This is a genomic window from Halomonas sp. ATBC28 (assembly GCF_005937175.1).
Taxonomy (GTDB): Bacteria; Pseudomonadota; Gammaproteobacteria; order Pseudomonadales; family Halomonadaceae; genus Vreelandella; species Vreelandella titanicae.
Window position 1 is genome coordinate 224238 of the sequence record NZ_VCQL01000010.1, and the last position, 6038, is coordinate 230275.

4 protein-coding genes and 1 rRNA gene are annotated in these 6038 nt (G+C 53.2%); all 5 read left to right on the top strand.

The features are described 5' to 3' along the window. Nucleotides 1-9: 9 nt before the first annotated feature. Complete coding sequence (locus E0L35_RS13770; protein ID WP_138800556.1) at nt 10-579, top strand: TetR/AcrR family transcriptional regulator; 570 nt, start codon at nt 10-12, stop codon at nt 577-579. A gap of 189 nt (nt 580-768) precedes the next feature. Continuing rightward, a complete protein-coding gene (locus tag E0L35_RS13775) occupies nt 769-2439 on the top strand; it encodes an AMP-binding protein (RefSeq protein ID WP_138800557.1) in 1671 nt (556 codons plus the stop codon). A 99-nt stretch (nt 2440-2538) separates the two neighbouring features. Further along, nucleotides 2539-3306 (top strand): SDR family NAD(P)-dependent oxidoreductase, encoded by a 768-nt coding sequence (locus tag E0L35_RS13780; RefSeq protein WP_138800558.1) that lies wholly within the window; start codon nt 2539-2541, stop codon nt 3304-3306. 247 nt (nt 3307-3553) lie between these two features. Next, a complete protein-coding gene (locus E0L35_RS13785) occupies nt 3554-5359 on the top strand; it encodes an acyl-CoA dehydrogenase C-terminal domain-containing protein (RefSeq protein WP_138800559.1) in 1806 nt (601 codons plus the stop codon). Nucleotides 5360-5921: 562 nt separating this feature from the next. Further along, a 16S ribosomal RNA gene (locus E0L35_RS13790) occupies nt 5922-6038 on the top strand; the annotation flags it as partial.

Sequence of the window (6038 nt, forward strand, 5' to 3'; positions counted from 1 at the left end):
ATGAATGTAATGAATGCATCCCCTCGCCGCAAGGAACTGACGCGCCTCGCTGCTCAGCTATTCGTCCAAGAGGGCTTTGATCGCACGACGGTGCGAATGCTGGCGCAGGAAATGGGTATTAAGTCCGGTAGCTTGTTTCATCATTTTAAAGATAAGCAGGAAATCCTTGCTGCGGTCATTGAAGAGGGCACTCAAAATGCCTTGATGATTGCGCGTAAAGCGCTCGACGAATGCGACGCAGAGCCTGAAGTACGCCTGCGTGCCATGGCGCGTGCTCATCTCGAAACCCTCTTTACCGACCGCAATGCCCATGTGGTGGCACTCTTTGAGTGGCGCCGACTCGACCCGGCGGCCAGTGCTCATTTGAGCCACTTACGCGATGCTTACGAGGCGCTGTGGGTCACTGTTATTGACGATGCGTTGGAAGCAGGCTTGATCCATGGTGACCGCTTTCTTGTCTCGCGTTTTGTTTTGGGGGCGCTGAACTGGACAGTGCGCTGGTACGACCCAAACGGGCCACGCTCGCCTGATGACCTCGCTGACGAGCTGGTCGCCATGATTATGCCCACCTCTGCTTAATACTCTGATGACAACAGCCTCGACCAACGTCTAACGCTGAAGCTTATATCAGTGCTTGCTCTCTGCGCCATTTACTTTTAGCGTTGCTATTATCTTTTAGCTTACGTTAACGTCAACGGATAAATATAACAACATTGCTTGCGCTTATTCTCACTACGAGCTCATTTCTAATAACACAAGAGAGCGATCATGACAGCGACATCACAATCACTGCCCGACTATCACCACTATCTCGATAACTTTTCCGTGGATAGCGTTATCGCTCGCCTGGATGACCACCAAGACGGCCTGCTAAATGCCTTTGAGGCCTGCTGTGGGCGTCATGTGCGCGCTGGCCGCGGCGAGGTGCTGGCGCTGGTTCAAGAGGACTCTCAAGGTGATATGCATACCCTGAGCTACGCCGAGCTAGATGAACAGAGTGCAAAGTTGGCAGGGTGGTTTCAATCCCAGGGGTTGGGTATAGGCGACCGCATTGCCTGCATGCTGCCCCGGTCACCACAGCTATTGATTGCAGTGCTCGCCACTTGGCGTATTGGTGCGGTCTATCAGCCGCTGTTTACCGCCTTTGGCCCCGATGCGGTGGACTATCGGCTAGGGCGTGCAGGCACCAAGTTGGTGATTACTGATCACGCTAACCGCTATAAATTCGATGGCCTTAGCCAATGCCCGCCGGTACTGGCTGTGGGCGGGGCGACCAGTGAGCATGCCGATGATCACGACTGGCAGGCGGCGTTGACGCATACGTCAATGAGCGACAAACCACCGAGGCTCGCGCCTGAAGCACCATTTCTGCAAATGTTTACCTCTGGCACCGTGGGCAAGCCGAAAGGCGTTGCCGTTCCACTGGCAGGGATGACTGCTTTTGCGATCTATATGGAGCTGGCCATTGACCTGCGTAATGATGACCGCTTCTGGAATATGGCCGATCCCGGTTGGGCTTATGGTCTCTACTATGCGATTGCCGGGCCTTTACTGCTTGGTGTGACGACGCATTTTTGTGAGGCAGGATTTAGCGCCGAGGGGGCGCTGGCGTTTATGAAGCGCCACCACATTACCAATTTTGCTGCCGCGCCGACCGCTTACCGTCTAATGAAAGCGTCAGGGCTATTTGATGACGCCCATGAAAAGCTTGAGCTGCGTGCGGCTAGCTCGGCGGGTGAACCTCTAAATACTGAAGTAGTGACCTGGGTTGAGAAGTCGTTGGGATGCCCGGTTATGGATCACTACGGCCAGACCGAAACCGGCATGACGTGCAATAACCACCATGCCCTTGACCATCTCAAGCATGTGGGCGCAATGGGCGTGCCGATGCCGGGTTATCGACTGGCGATTTTGGACGCGGAGTATAAAGAGCTGCCTGCCGGGGAGCCTGGTGTCCTCGCCGTCGATATCAAGAACTCCCCGGCACACTTCTTCCAGGGCTACACCTGGCAAGAGAAGAATCCCTTTGTGGAAGGCTATTACCTGACGGGCGATGTGGTTATCCGCAATGAAGACGGTACCTTTCAATTTGCCGGGCGTGATGACGATATTATTACCACCGCGGGTTATCGGGTGGGGCCAACGGACGTTGAAAATAGTGTGATGACGCATCCTGCAGTCGCCGAATCGGCGGCAGTGGGGCAGCCTGATGAGATCCGCGGCGAGGTGATCAAGTCGTATATCGTGCTCCGCGAAGGCTATGAAGCCAGTGACGAGCTTGCTGATGAAATCAAACAACGAGTGCGCGAGCGGCTTTCGACCCACGCTTTTCCGCGCATTATTGAGTTTGTCGATGAGTTGCCTAAAACCCCCAGCGGCAAGATTCAGCGCTTTAAATTACGTGCCCAGGCAGTAGAAGAAGCCAAAGCAAGTCAATAGCCCATCAAGTGAGTAGCCAAATCAAATGAATAAAAAAGCGAGTGAATAAACCCACCACGATATATATCAACCATACATAACGACCAAAGGGATACGGAAATGCAGGTTAAGGAGAGTACCTTTTTAATTACCGGGGCTGCCTCTGGTCTTGGGGCGGCTACCGCTGAGCGCTTAGTCGCTGCAGGCGCTCGCGTCGTGTTATGCGACTTAAACGACAGTGTCAATGCCCATGCCCAGCAGCTGGGGGCAAGCGCACGCGCCATTCTGGCGGATATTACGTCAGGCGAACAGATGCAGCAGGCCGTAGATGCGGCGGTAGCGCTGGGTGGCGAGCACGGGCTTTCAGGCGTAGTTCACTGCGCGGGTGTGGTTAGCGTGGCCAAGCTGGTTGATCGTGAAGGCAACCCGGCTGATTTAGAAAGCTATATGAAAACGATCAATATCAATCTGGTCGGTACTTTTAACGTCATGCGCCTTGCGGCTGCCGCCATGGCTAAAAACGCGCCGAATGAGAGTGGTGAGCGCGGGGTGATTATTAATACTGCGTCCATTGCTGCTTTTGATGGGCAGGTAGGCCAGTGTGCTTATAGTGCCTCTAAAGCGGGTGTTGTGGGTATGAGCTTGCCAGCGGCGCGGGAATTGTCGCGCCATGCTATTCGGGTGATGGCCATCGCCCCTGGCGTATTTGAAACGCCGATGATGAGTGAAATTCCTGACGAGGCGGCCCAGGCACTAGCGGCGGCGGTACCTTTTCCTAAGCGTTTAGGTAAGCCAGATGAGTTTGCTCAATTAGCCGAGCAGATTATTACCAACCTCATGCTCAATGGCGAACTGATCCGCTTAGACGGTGGCATTCGCATGCAGTAACTAGATGGTCAGTAGGTAAAAGAAAAATAAAACGACTCGTCGGCTTTTGGTTGGCGAGTTTTTTTATTATTTGCACCAGGGGTTTACTGGTTGGGCGACCAAAGTTCTAGAGTGTTTTTGGGCTAAATTCAAACGCTCGCTTGACTCTGAGGGGCGCCCGCGCTAATTTTCAAACATGTGTTTGAAAGCTCTCTGCCATTAAGAGTTGCTTGGCTTTCAACCCCCCCCCTTTCTTAGGAGAAGTGTGATGCCCAGCTATCAGGCCCCTATTCGTGATATGCGTTTCGTTATGGACGAGATGCTTGACTACCCTGCTCACTACGCGCGCCTGCCAAGCGGTGACGATGCATCGCCAGATGTTGTCAGCGCTATTTTGGAAGAGGGGGCACGCTTCGCCCGCGATGTACTGCTGCCGATCAATCAGAGTGGCGATGAAGAAGGGTGCCTACTGGAAGGGGGCGAGGTCAAAGCGCCTAACGGTTTCAAAGAGGCCTACCAGCAGTACGTAGAGGGGGGGTGGCCGAGTCTGGCCGCCGATCCTGCTCATGGTGGTCAAGGGCTGCCGCCTTCATTGGCGATGCTGTTGTCGGAAATGATCTGCGCCACTAACTTGGCGTGGGGCATGTACCCAGGGCTCTCTCATGGTGCGGCAGACGCACTTCGCCATCATGGCACCGATGAGCAGAAGGCGACGTATCTCACCAAGCTGGTAGAAGGGGTATGGACGGGCACTATGTGCCTAACCGAGCCGCACTGCGGCACTGACCTAGGATTGATCAAGACGCGAGCAGTGCCCGCTGATGGCGATGCCTATGCGATTACTGGCACCAAAATCTTTATCTCGGCCGGTGAGCATAATCTGGCTGAAAACATTGTCCACCTGGTATTGGCAAAACTGCCTGGCGCACCGGAAGGTTCTAAAGGTATTTCGCTATTTGTAGTGCCTAAGTTCTTGCCCGATGCCCAAGGTAATGTGGGTGAGCGTAATGGCGTCACCTGCGGTTCGCTCGAGCACAAAATGGGCATTCATGGTAATGCCACCTGTGTGATGAACTTCGACGACGCAACCGGCTACTTGGTAGGGCCGCCCAATAAAGGGCTGGCGTGCATGTTCACCATGATGAACGCTGCGCGTCTTGGGGTGGGGATTCAAGGGCTGGGGTTGGTTGAAGCCAGTTTCCAGAATTCATTGAGCTATGCCCGTGACCGGTTACAGATGCGCGGCTTATCGGGCAAACAGGCTCCTGAAAAGCCCGCTGATCCGATTATCGTCCACCCTGATGTGCGCCGCATGCTGCTGACCCAGAAAGCCTTCGCCGAAGGCGGGCGTATGTTGGTGCTTTATACCGCGCAAATGCTCGATTTGGTGGAGCATGGTGAGCCGGGTGAAGAGCGAGATCACGCTGAAACCCTGCTTGGCTTGCTAACGCCTATTGTTAAAGCCTTCCTGACCGAAGTTGGTTTTGAAAGCACTAACGAGGGCGTACAGATCTACGGTGGTCATGGCTTCATTAAAGAGTGGGGCATGGAGCAATTGGTGCGCGATGCTCGCATTACTCGACTCTATGAAGGTACTACCGGTATCCAGGCGCTTGATCTGCTAGGCCGTAAAGTACTAATGAGTCAGGGTGAATCGCTGAAGGTATTCACCAAAGAGATCCATAAGTTCTGTAAAGCTGAAGCCGACAACCCTGCACTCAAAGAGTTTGTTGGGCCGCTCGCCAAGCTGAATGCAGAGTGGGGCGAACTGACTATGGGCGTGGGGATGAAGGCAATGCAAGACCGTGAGGAAGTAGGTGCGGCGAGTGTTGATTACCTAATGTATTCAGGCTATGTCACCCTGGCGTACCTATTTGCACGCGCGGCCAAACAGGCGTCTATTTCTTTAGAAGGTGACGATAAGGCCTTCTACGCTGCAAAATTGAATACTGCTCGCTTCTATTATCAGCGTCTATTGCCGCGTACCAAGGCCCATGCGCAGATGATACAAGCAGGTGCTGCAAGCCTGATGGCCATCTCCAGCGAAGATTTTGGTCTGGGATTTGAAATTTAATTAACGGCTAAAATGTGAAAAGAGCACTCTCTGATCAGGCGTTCTGATCGGTGGTTTGCGGCAGAAGGGTAGCCTTCTGCCGCTTTTTTATACGCAATAACTTCTTTTACTTGCTATCTTATTAGTCAGGCCTTAAAGTACGCATCCGCTGCCGGGGACGCCAAGCGTTACCAGCGGTGAATGAAGTGTAAAAGCTTCGGTTTGTCAAAGAGTTAGCGGTTTTGGATGTGGTCAGGTTTGCATCGAAAACAACGCCCTTGACAACCACCAGGAAATGCGTAGAATACGCCTTCCTCGCTGAGGCAAGCCAGTTCAACGGCAAGCCGTGTGGCCCAGTTGGTTTATTAGCTAGCCACCACAGCGAAACAGCTCTTTAACAATTTGATCAGGTAATTCATGTGGGCGCTTGCTGATGTTGGTGACAAATCACCAAATATCAAGGCAAGCGACTCAAGCAATAAGGTTTTTCGAAACCTGTTTTGAATGAATTCGTTTGAACCTTGAGCCAAGTTTGGTTCGCTTCTGTCACTTTCGGGTGGCAGGTAAGAACCGCATAGATCTTAAACTGAAGAGTTTGATCATGGCTCAGATTGAACGCTGGCGGCAGGCCTAACACATGCAAGTCGAGCGGTAACAGGGGTAGCTTGCTACCCGCTGACGAGCGGCGGACGGGTGAGTA